At 37.3% G+C, this 16,031-nt stretch carries 12 protein-coding genes; 4 read left to right on the forward strand and 8 right to left on the reverse strand.

Translation table 11 applies throughout. The features are described 5' to 3' along the window. Positions 1–21: 21 nt before the first annotated feature. The 5 genes from CPT03_RS15155 to kbl all read right to left on the reverse strand — a co-directional run bounded on the left by CPT03_RS15155 (position 22) and on the right by kbl (position 3,527). Complete coding sequence (locus tag CPT03_RS15155; protein WP_099439622.1) at positions 22–132, reverse strand: phenylalanyl-tRNA synthetase subunit alpha; 111 nt, start codon at positions 130–132, stop codon at positions 22–24. Between the two features lie 81 nt (positions 133–213). Further along, positions 214–789 carry a TetR/AcrR family transcriptional regulator gene (locus CPT03_RS15160; protein WP_048903726.1) on the reverse strand — a complete coding sequence of 192 codons (576 nt, stop codon included), beginning with the start codon at positions 787–789 and terminating at the stop codon, positions 214–216. After that, a complete protein-coding gene (locus CPT03_RS15165; protein WP_099439623.1) occupies positions 789–1,199 on the reverse strand; it encodes a hypothetical protein in 411 nt (136 codons plus the stop codon). The genes CPT03_RS15160 and CPT03_RS15165 overlap by 1 nt, the downstream gene beginning before the upstream one ends. Further along, positions 1,199–2,236 carry a phenylalanine--tRNA ligase subunit alpha gene (gene pheS / locus CPT03_RS15170; protein WP_099439624.1) on the reverse strand — a complete coding sequence of 346 codons (1,038 nt, stop codon included), beginning with the start codon at positions 2,234–2,236 and terminating at the stop codon, positions 1,199–1,201. The genes CPT03_RS15165 and pheS overlap by 1 nt, the downstream gene beginning before the upstream one ends. 103 nt (positions 2,237–2,339) lie before the next feature. Further along, positions 2,340–3,527 carry a glycine C-acetyltransferase gene (gene kbl, locus CPT03_RS15175; RefSeq protein WP_099439625.1) on the reverse strand — a complete coding sequence of 396 codons (1,188 nt, stop codon included), beginning with the start codon at positions 3,525–3,527 and terminating at the stop codon, positions 2,340–2,342. A 143-nt stretch (positions 3,528–3,670) separates the two neighbouring features. Here kbl and CPT03_RS15180 point away from each other — a divergent pair, with 143 nt between their 5' ends. After that, on the forward strand, positions 3,671–6,118 hold the full coding sequence (locus CPT03_RS15180) for a DUF5686 and carboxypeptidase regulatory-like domain-containing protein (protein WP_099439626.1): 2,448 nt from the start codon (positions 3,671–3,673) through the stop codon (positions 6,116–6,118). Positions 6,119–6,122: 4 nt separating this feature from the next. On the opposite strand, the gene CPT03_RS15185 is transcribed toward CPT03_RS15180, so the two are convergent. From CPT03_RS15185 to CPT03_RS15195, 3 genes are all read right to left on the reverse strand, one after another. After that, a complete protein-coding gene (locus CPT03_RS15185; RefSeq protein WP_099439627.1) occupies positions 6,123–6,770 on the reverse strand; it encodes a hypothetical protein in 648 nt (215 codons plus the stop codon). Positions 6,771–6,782: 12 nt separating this feature from the next. After that, positions 6,783–7,289: an RNA polymerase sigma factor gene (locus CPT03_RS15190; protein WP_099439628.1), complete on the reverse strand. Its 507-nt coding sequence runs from the start codon at positions 7,287–7,289 to the stop codon at positions 6,783–6,785. A 148-nt stretch (positions 7,290–7,437) separates the two neighbouring features. After that, entirely contained in the window at positions 7,438–8,616 is a 1,179-nt protein-coding gene (locus CPT03_RS15195) for an aminopeptidase C (protein ID WP_245869858.1), read from the reverse strand. Between the two features lie 309 nt (positions 8,617–8,925). Between CPT03_RS15195 and CPT03_RS15200 the strand changes: the two genes are divergently transcribed. From CPT03_RS15200 to CPT03_RS15210, 3 genes are all read left to right on the forward strand, one after another. Continuing rightward, positions 8,926–9,873 carry a rhodanese-related sulfurtransferase gene (locus tag CPT03_RS15200; protein ID WP_099439630.1) on the forward strand — a complete coding sequence of 316 codons (948 nt, stop codon included), beginning with the start codon at positions 8,926–8,928 and terminating at the stop codon, positions 9,871–9,873. A gap of 6 nt (positions 9,874–9,879) precedes the next feature. Beyond that, positions 9,880–12,771 carry a triple tyrosine motif-containing protein gene (locus tag CPT03_RS15205; protein WP_099439631.1) on the forward strand — a complete coding sequence of 964 codons (2,892 nt, stop codon included), beginning with the start codon at positions 9,880–9,882 and terminating at the stop codon, positions 12,769–12,771. A 249-nt stretch (positions 12,772–13,020) separates the two neighbouring features. Further along, positions 13,021–16,026: a SusC/RagA family TonB-linked outer membrane protein gene (locus tag CPT03_RS15210; RefSeq protein WP_099439632.1), complete on the forward strand. Its 3,006-nt coding sequence runs from the start codon at positions 13,021–13,023 to the stop codon at positions 16,024–16,026. Positions 16,027–16,031 lie beyond the last annotated feature (5 nt).

The raw sequence follows: 16,031 nt of genomic DNA on the forward strand, positions 1-16,031 counted from the left end.
AAGAAAATTCAATATCAAACTCTACTTACCAAAAACTTTAAGGATTAAACCAAAAAAGCCATCAACCAGATTAAAGCTCATATCAAACTTCTCATCAACCATTACAGAAATCTCCAAAACCTCTTTACTCATAATATATTGACAATTAAATCAAATATACAGGTTTTTATACCGGATACCAAAACGGTATACGTTAAGGTTTTGTAAAGAAAACTATAATGCCGCTTTAACTAAGAATGGAAGAAGTTCTTTCTGAAAACTTACAAAGTTCTTACGTACATCTGAGTCGCTTACGGATGTAAATGCGAAAGAGAAAACAATGCTTTTACTTGCTTTTAACAGAAATGCCAGGCCTTCTTTGCGTGATGGGTTATTCTTAAAATGATCAAGTTCCAGATAAGCCGAAAGCAATAAGGACTCTAACTGATCAGATAGATGTTTTAAAAAGTCCTGAGAGTTTGCATTTTCTCTAACAAAATCCCAGCCTATAAATTCATTACAAACAGTATAAGTAAGCCTGCATGTTTTCATTACCAGCGCCTTAAGGTGTTCTTCCTCATCAGCAAACTGAGCTTTATTTTTTAAAATTTCATGAAGGTTCAGGTCCAGATAATTCATCAGGATAGCATCCAGAATTTGCTCTTTACTTTCAAAATACTTGTATATAGTTGCTTTAGCTATTCTCGCTTTTCTGGCAATTTCATTAACACTTGTTTTATGATAGCCGTACTTTCTGAATAGTTCTTTTGCAGACCTGATTATACTTTCCTTTATTTTCTCTGGTTCCATTAATTACTTACGTTTATAGTCAGGCCACCACGAAGTGACGTAGTATAAGATTTTAAATTGCGTACAGCCGGAGCCTTTTGAGGGGTTCCATCTAACAATAAAAATTTAGCTCCTGTACAAGGATCTGTAGCTGTAATTCCGGTTGAATCCGGAACAACTGCACATCCACCATTCTGAGGATTTACAGAACTAGCCCTATCGAAAGCCCTATACCCACCAGCAATAGCTACAATCATCAGGCCTTTAACTCCCTGATTATCTACCAGCAGTACATTGTTCTTTTGCTTAATCTTAAATTCCTGAACGGTAATATTATATTCAACAAAAACATTCGGAATCATTTCACTTTCTTTGCCACATCCCCAAAAAGTGATCACCAAGAGAAATATTCCGAGTATTTTTTTAATCATTATATTAATGATGTTTTATACTGCTTTAAAAAGCGGGCATCATTTTCAGAAAACAAGCGCAGATCCTTAATTTCGAATTTTAGGTTGGCAATGCGCTCAATACCCATTCCAAATGCAAATCCACTATATTTCTTACTGTCAATACTGCAATTCTCCAAAACATTAGGGTCTACCATACCGCAACCTAAAATCTCAACCCAACCACTATACTTACACATCTGACAGCCTGCACCTTTGCAGATTGTACAAGAAATATCCATTTCTGCTGATGGCTCTGTAAAAGGGAAATAAGATGGGCGGAAACGAACTTTTGTACCTTCACCATAAAGTTCCTGAACAAAATAGAACAAGGTTTGCTTTAAATCAGCAAATGAAACATTCTCATCAACATACAAGCCTTCTACCTGATGGAAAAAGCAATGTGCCCTGGCCGAAATGGCCTCATTACGATACACACGACCCGGCATAATTGCTCTGAATGGCGGCTTACCAGCCTCCATCATCCTTACCTGAACAGATGAAGTATGGGTACGCAAAGCGATGTCCCCTTTTTCTCCTCCTTTTTTAATAAAGAAAGTATCCTGCATATCTCTTGCCGGGTGCTCTTCAGGAAAGTTCAAGGCAGAGAAATTGTGCCAGTCATCCTCAATCTCCGGGCCTTCTGCTACAATAAAACCCAGTTTATTAAAAATCTCTATAATTTCTCTTCTAACCAATGCCAAAGGATGGCGGGCTCCAACTTCAAAGCCTTCGCCGGGCAAGGTTAAATCTATACCGGCATCTGTTGAAACTTCTGCTACCCCACCCTGATCTTTAAGTGTCTGATATTTTGTTTCTGCCAGTTGTTTAAATTCATTCAAAACCTTCCCCAGAGTTCTTTTTTCCTCTGGTGAAACGGCTTTAAACTCATCAAAAATATCTTTGATAATTCCCTTAGTACCAAGGAATTTTATACGGAATTGCTCTAATTCATCTGCTTTATCGGTGGAGAAAGCATTTATTTCTGCGGTATACTGTGTTATCTTGTCTTGTAACATGGCGCAAATATACAGCTATTTATACAATATATTTATAATGGCTGAGTCCAAAAATCGTCATGAAGTATCAATCCATAAAGAAAATAGACTCAGCCACTTATTTTTATATTACACCTAAAGCCTTGCCAACTTTAGTAAATGCCGCAATAGCCTTATCTAAATGGTGCTGCTCATGAGCTGCAGACAACTGCACACGAATTCTGGCCTTGCCTTGTCCTACCACCGGATAATAGAAACCAATTACATAAATACCTTCTTCAAGCATTTTTGCAGCAAATTCCTGGGCAAGTTTAGCATCATAAAGCATAACCGGAACAATCGGGTGTACGCCATCTTTAATATCAAAACCAGCTTCAGTCATTTTTGTACGGAAGTAAGATGTATTGCTTTCCAGTTTATCTCTTAAATCAGTTGTTTCACTTAAAAGATCTAAAACCGCAACAGAAGCGCCCGTAATTGCAGGAGCAAGTGTATTGGAGAATAAATATGGACGAGATCTTTGACGTAGCATATCAATAATTTCTTTCTTACCGGAAGTAAATCCTCCGGATGCACCACCAAGTGCCTTACCCAAAGTACCTGTAATAATATCAATTCTATCCATCACGTTGAAATGCTCATGAGTACCACGTCCAGTTTTCCCCATAAAGCCTGTACAATGCGACTCATCTATCATTACCAATGCCTCATATTTATCTGCCAGGTCACATATCTTATCTAATGGCGCAACAACTCCGTCCATAGAAAAAGCACCATCAGTAACAATAATACGATGCCTGGCATCTTTAGCAGCAATTAATTGCTGTTCAAGATCAGCCATATCAGCATTTTTATATCTGAAACGCTTTGCCTTACACAAACGTACACCATCAATAATTGAAGCATGATTCAGTTCATCAGAAATGATTGCATCCTGATCATTAAACAGAGGTTCAAAAACACCACCGTTAGCATCAAATGCAGCAGCATATAAAATTGTATCCTCTGTACCTAAAAATTTAGAAAGCTTTGCCTCCAGTTCTTTATGAATATCCTGGGTACCACATATAAAGCGTACTGACGACATTCCGTAACCGTGTTTATCTATGGCTTTTTTTGCCGCTTCAATAACAGCCGGATGAGACGATAGTCCCAAATAATTATTTGCACAAAAGTTAATCACCTCTTGCCCAGTGCTGATCTTAATATCAGCTCCCTGAGGGGTTACAATGATACGTTCACGTTTAAATAAACCGTCTTTTTCTATTTGCTCCAGTTCTTGTTCCAGAACGGGTTTTAAAGTTTTGTACATATTTAAAAATAATTAGTGCAACCAAAGTTATAAAAATATCATCTTGTGTTGGTAAGGCAATTAGAGGGCCATTGCAAACTTTAACATAAAAAATCTGTTTAGTATTAACAACTAATCCGATATTTAAGCTTTAAACCCAATTAATGAAGAATATTTTTTTAACGCTATTTCTTTCAATAAGCACTGTTGGCCTATCAGCACAGCAGCTTAAACTTAGTGGTTCAATAAAAGATACAGAAGGACAAACTGTTCCTTTTGCCTCAGTTTACATAAAAAATACAACCATTGGAACATCTGCCAATGTTGATGGTGTTTATTCGCTAAATATAGAAAAAGGCTCTTTTACCATTATCTATAAAGCTATTGGCTATAAAGCGTTAGAAAAAGAAATCACCATGAATGATAACCTTACAGAAGATGTAGTTATCACACCCGAAACTTATACTCTTGCCGGAGTTACAATAGATGGCAATGCTGAAGATCCGGCTTACGAAATTATCAGGCAAGCCATAAAAAAAAGAAAGTCTCATCTAAACGAAGTAAAGGCATATAAAGCAGATGTATATATTAAAGGGGTACAAAAACTTGTAGGTGCCCCAAAACGATTCTTTGGAAGAGACATTCAAAAAACACTTGACCTGGATACCAACAGAAGAGGAATTTTGTATCTATCAGAGTCGACTTCCACATTTTCGTACGAACGGCCAAATAAGATTCACGAAGAAATGGTATCTTCTAAAATTGCCGGCCGCAACAATGCCTTTAGCTTCAATAAGGCATCAGACCTGATCATAAATTTTTACGACAACATCTTATTAGAAGATAAACTGAGTGCCAGGGGCTTTGTATCTCCAATTTCCGACAATGCCTTTCTCTATTACCGTTACAAATTGCTTGGTGTATCTACAGAAAACGGAGAAACAGTTAATAAAATCCAGATCATTCCACGTAGGGAACACGATCCTGTTTTTAGGGGTACCATCTATATAACAGACGACACATGGCATCTGGTTAATGCCGATGTATACCTAACCAGCAACTCAGGGGTTAACCTGCTCGACACTTTAAATATCTCGCAGCAGTTTATTAAAACCGAGAATACTTACATGCCATCAAACATCAATTTCCAGTTTAATGGAAATGTACTTGGTTTTAAGTTCGAGGGTTACTATGTTGGCATTTACAGCAATTACAACCTTCACCCAAACTTCCCTAAAAACTATTTTACAGGAGAAATTCTGAAAATTACCAAAGCGGTGAATAAAAAAGATTCCCTGTTTTGGCTTAATAACAGGCCTATCCCACTTACAAAAGAAGAGAGCCGTGACTATGTCAGAAAAGACAGTATAGCCGCACTTAAAGTTTCAAAACGTTATCTTGATTCACTTGAGCGGGAAAACAACAAATTCGGAATTGTAAAAGCAGTGGTAACAGGGTACACCATAAATAACAGGTACGCCCAAAAGTATTACAGTTTTGACCCGCTATACCGTTCCATATTTTACAATACGGTTGAAGGTTTTGCTCTTAAATACGGGGTAACCTATGTAAAACGCCTTCAGGATAGCCGTTATTACAGCGTTCGCCCAGAGCTGAGGTACGGGTTTTCTAATAAAACTTTAACCGGAACCCTGTCGGCAAATTATTACTACAACCCAATAAAACGAGCAAACATTAGCATAAGCGCAGGTTCAGGCATCTATGATCTGAATGATCTGGGCACAATGAGCCTGTTGGGTAACTCTATTAACTCCTTATTTTTCGAAACCAACTTTTCCAAATTCTATAAAAAAGAGTTTGCAAACATTGGCACTACAAGAGAACTAACAAATGGATTACAGGCAGCCCTTACTGCCGATTATGCACGCCATACCAATCTTGTAAATACTACAACATTCAAAATCAAAGATCTAAAAGGCGAAACTTTTACGTCAAACAATCCTTTTACACCCGATACGGAGACACCTTTGTTTCCAACATATAAATCATTAACAATAACGGCGTCATTAAATTACACCATCGACCAGAAATACATAACCCGCCCGGATGGCAAGTTTTACCAGGGATCTAAATATCCGATAATTAACCTTACCTATAAAAAAGGTATAAACGGACTATTTAATAGCGATGTAGATTACGACCTCTTATCATTAGAAGTTTCGCAGAATCGCATTAGCGCAGGTTTATGGGGTTATTCGTCCTTTGTAATTGGAGCAGGTAAATTCATCAACAACAATACGGTGTACTACCCCGAGGCTAAACATTTTAGAGGCAATAACTCATTACTTGGGCAACCTAACTTAAGAAAATTCTTATTTCTAGACTTTTATCTTTTCAGTACGGATCGCCAGTATCTTGAGGCTCATTTTGAACACAATTTCTCTGGTCTTTTTACAAACAAAGTTCCATTGCTGCGCAAGTTAAAGCTCGAGGAGCTTATTGGGGTTAGCTATCTGAGCCAGCCAATAAAAAGAAATTACACCGAGTTTTACTTTGGCTTACAAAGATTGATTTTCAAAGCCACTTATGGTTTTGCTTACGACGGCAACAAAAGGGTAAATCATGGCTTTAGGCTATTCTATGGATTCTAACGCTTTATGATTGTTCGGTTTTATATTCCTCTATTTCATTAAGGAAGTCCATTGCTTTGGTTAGCGTTTTACCACCAAAGCTCTCCAAGGCAGCTTTAACCCACTTAATGTGCCTGTTTTTATAGGTCAACTTTTTAAATAGGTATATTGATATAAAGACAAAAAACGAAACAATCACGAGCTGTATTAGCCAAAAGCCCATACCGGCATTTGCAACAAGGTCGCTATTGTACCAAAAGGTACAGTAAAACGGAGCTTGTAAAACCAATATTCTGCCAACATTAGTAAACGACGATTGGATTTCGGTTATTTTTCTCTGAGATTCCGTAACACTGTCCTCAATATTTACTTCAGCAAGCATTACAAGGTGCCTGATATAGGCTGCCGTGGCAAACACATTAAACAATATAATAAAGCCTATAGATATCACAAAGAAAATATTGTGTAAGGTATTGATCAGCAAAAACACTAAAAAGGCAATCCATATTACACCTAAAATTACCCCCGTCACCTGATTTCTACGAAAAGAACCAAGCTTATTTGCAACCTTTTGGGTCTGCAATTCTTTTATAACTTTTAAATTAATCGCCAATGATCTTTCCAACTTTGCGTCATAGCTATTCCACAGTTGTTTTATATCCAGTTCTTCCATGTTTCCCGGTTATTAATTGTTAATAATCTTTAAAAATCTTTGTTTTAACTTTTCTTTAATCCTGTTTACTTTGGTACCGATGTTTGTTTCAGATAGCCCAAGAATCTCGGCCATTTCTTTCTGGGTCTTTTCTTCCAAGTAAAGCAGCATCAATGCCCTGTCCAATTCTTTTAGCTCATTAATAAACTGCTGCAGAAGTTTTAAATTGCCCTCGTTATCAATTGACACATCATCTTCTAATACCTCAATTACATTTTCTGAGATCGGGCTCATCAATGCCGTTTTCTTTCTTTCCTTTCTGTACCATGTAATCGCAACATTTAAAGCAACGCGATACATCCATGTAGTAAATTTGCTTTTATTGTTGTAGCCAGGAAACGAGCGCCATAGCTGAAATATAATTTCCTGCACCAAATCTTTTCTATCCTCCTCATCTGTGTTAAACGAATTGGCTATTTTGTAAATTATACCCTTGTTCTGCTCAATTACAGTTACAAACTGCTCCTTCTGAGTATTCATTTTAATACATATGCTTTGAATAAAGTTATACTTTTTTAATCCACACAATTATTCGTTCTTGGAATCGAAATATCACAGTTTGAGTAAAATAAAAAAGGCCTGCATCATAGTTTGTGATGCAGGCCCTTTAAACAAAGTTTTTTTGCTGTTATATACTTAACTTTTTACGAATATCAGAAGGGATACCTTTTTTGTGTAGTAAAAACGCAGTGGTTTTATATTTCACAAAGTTTTTAGTTACATATAAGTAACCATTATAATCGTTTGTAGCACCCCATGAGTTTTTAACGATGTAATATTCTTTACCGTTCTGATCTTTAGCTAAGCCAGTGATCTGCATGCCGTGATCATCGGTAGTTTGATAATCATCAAATGCCGCCTGACGCAAATCAACAGTGATTTCTTTCTCAGCCTTTGGACCATTGAACATTGTTTTTTTCTCATCGTCAGACATGTCATCAAAATTCTTTTCCGGAACGTATGCAACACCATTTTTCCAGCTAAAGCCTTTTTCACTAACATCTGTTGCCCATGCAACACTATAACCACCTTTTAATGCATTGTCAATAATTTTGGTGATATCATCCATTTGTACATTATACACCTGATCGTACGACCAGTTATCAGGCACCATTAAAACTGCTTTTTTATAATAAGGAGCAGTATTGAAAGATGAAAGCTCAACATAATCTTCAGGATTGATACCTACAACTTCTTTAGCAAAAGTTTTTGGAGTGTATTCTTTTCCTTCGTAAGTAAATTTTTCTGGAACTGCACCCATGCAAGAATCAATTGTTGCAATGTATTTGGTTTTCCAGTTAGGGTCAAACTTGCCACCCGGAGCATTTACTGCTTTTTCCAAAATAGCTTTTGTAAGGTTATTCATTCTGTCAGATGATCCCGGAGCTCCGTAATCATTACCATTATAAACTTCTTGAGGCAAAGCACCATATTTAGCAAACATATTAATTACGTCGTGGCAAGCACCACCATCGCCTAATGTTAAGGCACCGTGCATACGCACATAGTTAATTCCTTTTTCAACATATGCATTACGTGCAGTAAACAGATCCGCAAGATCTACAGGTTTTTTGCCCATTCTAATCATTTCCGACTCTAAAAATGAGTTAGTGCTATAACTCCAGCAAGTACCAGACGATTTTTGATTTTTAACAGAAGTAGCTTCAGTATTTATAACAGGTGTAAATTTAAAACTGGTTGCGCTGTTTTCGCTTTGGTTGTTTTTTAATGAATTTACAAGGTTGTCTTGTGCAAATCCAACAGTTGATCCAAGTAGAAGACTTGTAGTCAGCCACAATGATCTCATCGTAGTGTTAGTCATTTTTATAAAAATAATAAGTTAGTTCTATTTGTGTTTCTAATTAACGCATACAAACTTAACAATAATCTAACTAAGGTGGTAGGTTTACAAGAATGTTACATAAAACTCTAGATGCGGGGGCGTTGAGGGGACTTTCATAGAGCCTTTATGGGGCCTTGGTAGGGCTAATTGCCCTAGAAAAGCACTGACAAGATCCCGCCAATACATTAGCATATAGCCATCTATTGTACAACATCACTTAATTTCTTAACTTTGCACCGCATTAAACGCCGTTTGCATCGGTATCAATGAATTATGAAAAAATTCCAGACACTACTTTACTATTGCTATAGTCACATAGCCGAGGCAGAACAATTTGCTGCTGATCACCTTACATTTTGCAAATCATTAAATCTCGTTGGCCGTATTATCGTAGCCGATGAAGGTTTAAACGGTACCGTTTCAGGAACTAAAGAATCCTGCGAAGCATATATGAAAGCCCTAAAGGCTGATGAGCGTTTTGCTAAAACCGATTTCAAAATTGATGATGTTGAAGAGCCTTCATTCATCAAAATGCATTGCCGCTACAAAGCCGAGATTGTACACTCAGGATTAAGAGATCCAAATATTATAGATCCGAACAAGCAAACAGGCAAGCACCTGGAACCTGCAGATTTCCATAAGATGCTTGATCAGGAAGATGTTGTAATTCTTGATGTACGTTCAAACTATGAGCATAATTTAGGAAAATTTAAAAATGCCGTAACTTTAGATATTGAGAATTTCAGAGATTTTCCCGATAAAATAAATGAGCTTGCTAAATATAAAGATAAGAAAGTACTTACTTATTGCACCGGTGGTATAAAATGCGAAAAAGCATCAGCTTTGCTATTACATCATGGTTTTAATGATGTTTATCAGTTGCATGGTGGAATCATTAAATACGGCAAAGAAGTTGGTGGCGAAGATTTTGAAGGTAAATGTTATGTTTTTGATAACCGTATTGCTGTAGATGTAAATACAGTAAATCCAACGGTAGTGTCTAAATGTTTAAATTGCGGCAAAACTACTCCAAAAATGATCAATTGCGCTAATCCTGAGTGCAATGAGCATTTCACACAATGTGATGAATGTGGAGAAACCCTGCAAGGATGCTGCTCGGTTGCATGTACTACCAACCCTCGTAAACGTACTTATGATGGAACAGGATATTATGTAAAAGTGCCACAGCCGATAAACGTTTCAAGTAAACAACTATCTTAGCTGTTGATGAACAACAGACCCCTCAAATACTTTATATTTTTAATCTTTTGTTTTTTCTCCGTTACAAGTTTAGCGGATGATATCAAAAGCATTGGGGTTCCTTACATTCAAAATTATCCCAAATCGCTTTACCTTTCCGGTAACCAAAATTGGTCTATTGCCAAAGGCAAGAATGGCATTATGTATTTCGGAAATACACAAGGCCTTTTAACTTACGATGGCAAATATTGGCAACAGTACGAAATGCCAAACCGCCAGATTGTTCGGTCGGTTGCGGCAGATGATAATGGGATAATTTATACCGGAAGTTTTGGTGAATTTGGATATTGGAAAATAGACAACAAACGCTTAAAATACACCTCGCTAATCAACCTCATTCCAAAAGGGCTTAAAATGACCGATGAGATTTGGAAGATCCATGTTGATGGCAAACGTGTTATCTTTCAGTCTTTTTCGAGTATATATATATACAGCAACAATAAAATAAGTGTTGTAAAAATCCCTGCCTTCTTTCTGTTTCTGCATAAGGTTGATAAGCGTTTTATTATTGAGGCCCTGGGCAAAGGCTTGTACGAGTTAAATGGCGATAAACTTATACAGCTTAAAAACATTGGGGCACCTCTGCCAGGAAGTGTACTTTCTATTCTTCCTTATAAAAATGGCAGTTTATTAATTGGCACCAGCAAGGATGGTTTGTTTTTGTACGATGGAGAGAAATACACCCCTTTTGCCACGCCTGCAAACACTTTTCTGCAAACCTATCAGTTAAATAACGGGGTTAAGGTATTAGGCAAATATTATGCTTATGGTACAATTTTAAATGGCTTGATTATTATTGATGAGAATGGAAACATTGTACAACGAATCAATAAATCAAGCGGTTTACAGAATAATACCGTGCTTAGTATTTATGCAGATGATGACCAGAATTTATGGACTGGGCTGGATAATGGTATAGACCGTATAGAATTAAACTCTCCGCTTTACTTTTATTTTGACAAAACCGGCCTTTTTGGAACCGTATATTCAAGCATTATTTATAAGAATATTATTTATTTAGGAACCAATCAGGGCCTTTTTTATAGTCCATGGGTAGGTGGTAAAGACAACTCATTCAGTTCTTTTGATTTTAAACTGATCCCAAAATCACAGGGTCAGGTTTGGGACTTGCGAATGATTGATGGGCAACTTCTTTGCGGCCATAACGATGGCACCTTTAGTGTTACCGGCAACACAATTGAAAAAGTTACCGGTATAAGCGGGGGCTGGGTAATAAAAAAATTAAATGACAATTACCTTATTCAAGGCACTTATAACGGATTGGTATTGTTTAAAAAAGACCCTGCCGGTGAATGGAAATTTGACTCTAGAATCAAAGGCTTCGATGAGCCATCAAGATATGTTGAACAGGATTCAAAAGGTGATATCTGGGTGAGCCATGCTTACAGAGGCTTATATAAACTGGTGCTAAGTCCAGATTTTAAAACAGTTACCAATGTTAAGTATTACGATGAGCATAATGGACTCCCAAGCACTTATGGCATTAATCTTTTTACATTTGAAAACAGATTGATCTACTCATCAAATGAAGGTTTTTTAACCTACGATGAGATTAGTAATGCCTTTAGTAAGTACACCACCCTGAATAAGGAGCTTGGCTCTTTTGCTAAATCAAATAAGATCATTAAAGCTGACGAAAAGAAATATTGGTTTATTAACCATGGTAAAATGGCGTTGATCAATTTCTCTCAGCCAGGAAAAATTGAAATAGACTCTAACCGGTTCAGTTCTTTAGATGGCCGAATGGTTCAGTACTATGAGAACATTAGCAAGATAAGCGACCATATTTACCTGATTAGTGTTGATGATGGATTTGTTATTTATAATGAAATAGATTTACTAAAGCGTAAAAAGATAACCTTACCATCTGTTTTAATTAGGAAAGTAGAAGATATTACGGATACTTATTCCACAATTAGTGAGGTAGGAAATACTGACTCGGAAATTGAAATACCTTTTAGCAGAAATAACATCAGAATATCATTTGCCCTGCCTTATTACAGGCAAAGCAGTATTAAGTTTCAATTCTTTTTAAAGGGCTATTCAAAGCAATGGTCTGATTGGAGCGCAGCCTCGCAAAAAGATTTCACTAACCTTAGTGCCGGCACGTATACTTTCCTTGTAAGGGCAAAAATTAACGATGAAAATGTAAGTAAGGATACTGAGTTTGAATTTACCATCCTCCCTCCTTTTTACGCCAGTAACTGGGCGTTTGCTTTGTACCTTATAGGCATTGTGCTTTTACTTATTGCCTCTAAGCGCTTTTATGAAAGAAAGTTAAAGAAAGATCAGCAGGCCATTTCTGATAAATTACAGGCCGAGAAAGAAGAATTCCTTAAAAAAGAGGCTGAGGCTACGGAAAGACAGATCATTAAATTGCAAACTGAGAAACTGCAGGGCGAACTGGCCGGTAAGAACAGGGAACTGGCAAATTCAGCGATGAGTTTGGTATATAAAAATGAATTACTTCAGAAACTTAGTCAAGAGATGCTGAAGATTAAAGACTCAAGTGGAAAGCCTTTGGCCGAAGAACAGCTTAGAAAAATTCAGAAAGTAATTGATGATGGCATGAACGATGAGCGTGACTGGAACTTATTTGAAAGCAGCTTTAATGAGGCCCATGAAAGTTTCTTTAAAAAGCTTAAGGCCAATCACCCGGATCTTGTTCCCAATGATTTAAAACTATGTGCCTATCTGCACATGAATATGAGTAGCAAGGAACTTGCATCATTACTTAACATTTCTTTAAGAGGTGTTGAAATACGTCGTTACAGGCTTCGTAAAAAGCTTGAAGTCCCCCACGACAAGAACCTCGTAGAGTTTCTGATGGAGCTATAGCACTACATCATTACCTCTCATCCCCCTTTTCTTAAGATTGATTTTATACAATTCTTTTGGCTCCATGTTGTAGCCCATAATTTTGTTATGTACGCATAGAATGGCGTTTTTAACGAAACAAGAACCCTATTTTGATTGTTTGAGAAAGTATAGATTTCTGTAGTGATGTATTAATGTAGAGGTGTTTTATTTGTTTTAACTCAAATACTCACGGAGATTTATACAACTAACAACTAAATTTTAAACAGCATGAAAAGAATCTTTACAAAACTTTCTGTTTTAACTTTTTTATGTTTTCTTTTTATTAATTCAGCGTTTGCGCAGGATATTACTATACGCGGTGTAGTAAGTGATGGCGCAGATAAAACCACCCTTCCGGGTGTAAGCGTTTTAGTTAAGGGAACACAAATTGCTACACAAACAGATGCAACGGGAAAATACGCAATAAGTGCTCCGGCCAATGCGACTCTTGTTTTCTCTTACGTTGGATATAATCCGACAGAGATGCAAGTGAACAACAGAACAGTGATCAATGTGGAACTAACCTCTACATCACAACTACTAGAACAGGTTGTGGTTGTGGGTTATGGTACACAGAAAAAAATTGACGTTACCGGATCGGTAGCAACCGTTAAAGGGGAAGAAATTTCGAAACAAGCATCTACCAATGCCTTAAGCGCACTACAAGGTAAAGTAGCGGGTGTTCAAATTACAAACTCGGGTTCGCCGGGTGCCTCTCCAACCATAAGAATCAGGGGTGTAGGTTCTGTTTATGGTAGTGTAAACCCTCTTTATGTGGTAGATGGTGTTTGGTATGATGAAATCAGCTTTTTAAATCCTAATGATATTGAGAGTATGTCTATCCTTAAGGATGCATCAAGTCAATCTATTTATGGGGTAAGAGCAGCTAATGGAGTTGTATTAATTACAACTAAACAAGGTAAAGGGAATATCAATATCAGTTATGATGGCTATGTTGGTTACCAAAAAGTAACCAATCAGGTTGATATGGCAAATGCAAGTGAGTACGCAACTCTTGTTAATGAGCAGGCGGGTACAACACAGTTTCCTGATCCTTCACAATTTGGCGAAGGCACAAACTGGTTCAATGTGATATTCAGAGATGCCTTACAAACCAGCCACAATGTAACTGTTGGCGGTTCAACCGAGAAGGCTACTTATAATTTTTCATTAGGATACCTTAAACAGGAAGGTGTTGTGAAACGCAATGATTTTGAGCGTCTTTCGGCAAGGTTCAATGGAAGCTATCAGGCTACAAACTTTCTTAAACTTGGATATAATGCAGCAGTTCAACAAAACAGCACTGCAGATATGCCAGGCGGAATAATTTACAAGGCCTTTACTGCTGCTCCTGTTGTACCACAGTTCTATCAAGACGGGACTTATGGAGATCCTAATGATTTCCCTATTGGCAACGCTACGAATAACCCTCGCGCACAATTAGACTTCTTTAAACAGAACTCTAAAAATTACAGAGTGACTGGAAATGTTTTTGCTGAGGTGAAAATTTTACCTGAATTAACATTTAAAACAAGTTTTGGTGGTGAGTTTGGACAAGCTGAGGTATTAGGTTACAACCAGGTTTATGTTGCTACTGTAGCCCAAAGAAATGATATTAGCCAATTAAACATAACACGTGGCGATACCAGAAACTGGATTGTTGAGAATACATTAACATTTGACAAGTTATTTGGCGACCATAAATTAACTGTATTGGCTGGTCAAACTGCTCAACGTCAGAAATTTTATGAATTAAGTGCCAGCGCCAGAAATGTACCATTTAATAGTGATGGAGATCTTTATCTTTCATTAGGTCCAATTGATGCGGCTAATCCAAGGACTATAACAGATAAAGGTGCTCTGGCTACCTATACTTCTTATTTTAGTAGGGTTAACTATGCCTTTAAAGGTAAATACTTATTAAATGCATCAATTCGTGCAGATGGATCTTCAAAATTCTCGGGTGATCAGCGTTGGGGTTATTTCCCTGCTATAGGAGCTGGTTGGGTAATCAGTCAGGAAGATTTCATGAAAGACCAACAGGCTTTCAATACGTTAAAATTAAAAGCCAGCTGGGGTAAAGTTGGTAATGCAGGTGTTCCGGCAAACCTTTCAACATTGTTAATCAATCAGGACCCTAAATTTACAGCAATTATAGGTGGACAACCACAGCCAGGTGCAAACATTACTTCTATTGTACCTCCCCTTACTTATTGGGAAAGAGGTGTCGGTACTGATATAGGATTAGAGGGTACTGCATTGGACAATAAATTAAATTTTGAGTTGGACTTTTATGAAAAAAGAACAGAGCAAGGTATTTTCCGCATTCCTGTTTTAACATCAATTGGATTGGATGATGCGGTAATTATTGGTAATCAGGCCACCTATCGCAACAGAGGTTTTGAGCTATCCCTTGGTTATGGAGATAAAAGCGAAAGTGGTTTTGGATATAATGTTAGCGGAAACTTTAGTATAAACAACAACAAGGTGACTAAAACAGTTACAGGAGCCAATCCTATATATTCAGGTGGTGCATCCTCAACTGGTGGTCAGCTAAGTACCAGAACAATTGTAGGCCAGCCTATCGGACAGTTCTTTGGCCTTCAGGTAGCGGGAATTTTCCAAACACCAGAGGAAGTAGCTGCATCCTTACAAAAAAGTGCTAAACCTGGTGATTTCAGATATGTTGATACCAATAATGATGGTGCAATTGATGCTAAAGACCGTGTAGTTTTAGGTAATCCAAACCCTAAATATACTTTTGGTTTAAATACAGCTTTCAACTACAAAAACTTTGATCTTGCAGTAGATCTTCAGGGGGTTGCAGGGGTACAGGTTTATAATGCCAACAAAGGCTTAAGATTTGGTTCCGAAAACTACAGTAAAGATTTCTATGATAACAGATGGCATGGAGCAGGCACTTCAAATACCTATCCTTCGGCCAATATAGGAGGTGGAGACAACTACAAACCAAATTCATGGTATGTAGAGAATGGCAGCTACCTGCGTATTAGAAATATTCAATTAGGCTACACCATAAATAAAGCATTGCTTAGCAAATGGGGTGCGCAAAGGATAAGAATCTTTGCTGATGCACAAAACGCCTTTAATTTCTTCAAATACAAAGGATTTACTCCTGAGATCACCAATACTAGTCCTATTGAATCTGGAATTGACAATGGCATTTATCCACTTTCAGCCACTTACAGAATTGGTTTAAATGTTTCATTTTAATACTT

Origin of the sequence: Pedobacter ginsengisoli, from assembly GCF_002736205.1 — a bacterium.
Classification (GTDB): domain Bacteria; phylum Bacteroidota; class Bacteroidia; order Sphingobacteriales; family Sphingobacteriaceae; genus Pedobacter; species Pedobacter ginsengisoli_A.

Bases quoted from the DNA above. Each gene is read 5' to 3' on its own strand.
- kbl (WP_099439625.1), bottom strand. From the start codon at position 3,527: ATGTACAAAACTTTAAAACCCGTTCTGGAACAAGAACTGGAGCAAATA.
- CPT03_RS15180 (WP_099439626.1), top strand. From the start codon at position 3,671: ATGAAGAATATTTTTTTAACGCTATTTCTTTCAATAAGCACTGTTGGC.
- CPT03_RS15185 (WP_099439627.1), bottom strand. From the start codon at position 6,770: ATGGAAGAACTGGATATAAAACAACTGTGGAATAGCTATGACGCAAAG.
- CPT03_RS15205 (WP_099439631.1), top strand. From the start codon at position 9,880: ATGAACAACAGACCCCTCAAATACTTTATATTTTTAATCTTTTGTTTT.
- CPT03_RS15210 (WP_099439632.1), top strand. From the start codon at position 13,021: ATGAAAAGAATCTTTACAAAACTTTCTGTTTTAACTTTTTTATGTTTT.
- pheS (WP_099439624.1), bottom strand. From the start codon at position 2,236: ATGTTACAAGACAAGATAACACAGTATACCGCAGAAATAAATGCTTTC.
- CPT03_RS15155 (WP_099439622.1), bottom strand. From the start codon at position 132: ATGAGTAAAGAGGTTTTGGAGATTTCTGTAATGGTTGATGAGAAGTTT.
- CPT03_RS15195 (WP_245869858.1), bottom strand. From the start codon at position 8,616: ATGAGATCATTGTGGCTGACTACAAGTCTTCTACTTGGATCAACTGTT.
- CPT03_RS15160 (WP_048903726.1), bottom strand. From the start codon at position 789: ATGGAACCAGAGAAAATAAAGGAAAGTATAATCAGGTCTGCAAAAGAA.
- CPT03_RS15200 (WP_099439630.1), top strand. From the start codon at position 8,926: ATGAAAAAATTCCAGACACTACTTTACTATTGCTATAGTCACATAGCC.
- CPT03_RS15190 (WP_099439628.1), bottom strand. From the start codon at position 7,289: ATGAATACTCAGAAGGAGCAGTTTGTAACTGTAATTGAGCAGAACAAG.
- CPT03_RS15165 (WP_099439623.1), bottom strand. From the start codon at position 1,199: ATGATTAAAAAAATACTCGGAATATTTCTCTTGGTGATCACTTTTTGG.